This window comes from Acinetobacter entericus, assembly GCF_026168575.1.
Taxonomy (GTDB): Bacteria; Pseudomonadota; Gammaproteobacteria; order Pseudomonadales; family Moraxellaceae; genus Acinetobacter; species Acinetobacter bouvetii.
This window is the reverse complement of sequence record NZ_JAPEQW010000107.1, coordinates 1-917: the sequence shown is the minus strand read 5'-3', so window position 1 is coordinate 917 and position 917 is coordinate 1. Positions and strand designations below refer to the sequence as shown.

The 917-nt window shown below is 40.2% G+C and carries 2 protein-coding genes; both read left to right on the top strand.

Annotation, left to right across the window (positions count from 1 at the left end; translation table 11 throughout):
• Positions 1 to 482, top strand: a 482-nt coding sequence (locus OKC24_RS19750; RefSeq protein ID WP_216076667.1) for a transposase family protein, incomplete at its 5' end; no start/stop codon positions are given.
• Entirely contained in the window at positions 430 to 900 is a 471-nt protein-coding gene (locus OKC24_RS19745; RefSeq protein WP_120366086.1) for a transposase family protein, read from the top strand. The genes OKC24_RS19750 and OKC24_RS19745, both read left to right, overlap by 53 nt.
• The last annotated feature ends 17 nt before the right edge of the window (positions 901 to 917 follow it).

The window sequence follows — 917 nt, the reverse complement described above, 5'->3', positions numbered from 1 at the left end:
AGATCTCTTTCATAAATCAAAAAACGATCTTCTTTTTGGTTAATATTTGCACTCCGGATTTCTTAGCATTCGTGCATAATCTGCGGATGAAATACATCGATTCAAACAAGCTTTCTGATCCTCAGTTCAAGCGATACACAGGCATCTCATGGTCAACTTTCTATTTGATGGTTGAGCAATTGAAGAAACATGTCCCTGCCAAAGGCAGACCGCCCAAGTTAAGCCTGGAAGACCAGGTTCTGCTCTGTCTAAGCTATTGGCGGGAATACCGAACCTTATTTCACGTTGCGACGAGCTACGGGGTTTCAGAGCCCACAGCCTCAAGAATTGTCCGTCATGTTGAAGACTGCCTGATTCGGTCCAATCTCTTTAATTTACCCAAAGATTTACCCGAGGGCGAAGGCATCGATTGGAATGTTGTGATCGTGGATGCCACAGAAATTCCAATCCAAAGGCCTAAAAAAACAGAAGAAAAGCTATAGCGGCAAGAAAAAGACCCACACTTTCAAAGTACAGGCCATCATTCATTATCAAACTCAAAAAATCCTGAGTTTATGTACGAGTCGTGGTGCCGTACATGATTTCGAACTCTTCAGACGTAACTTGAATCAGATTCCTGCAGGTGCATTTATCCTTGCGGATAAGGGTTATCAGGGAATTTATACAGTGTATCCAAATAGCTTGTTGCCATTAAAAGCAAAGAAGCGCTGTAAACTGGATTCCGAACTAAAAATCTATAATCAGGAAATCAATAAAAGAAGAATTGGAATTGAGCATGTATTTGGCAGTTTGAAAACCTTCAAAATTCTTGCTGAGCGATATCGCAATCGAGGCAAAAGACTAGCATTAAGATTCAATCTAATTGCTGGAATTTATAACTTGGAGCTGAGTGAAAAATGACTTATGAAAGAAATCTA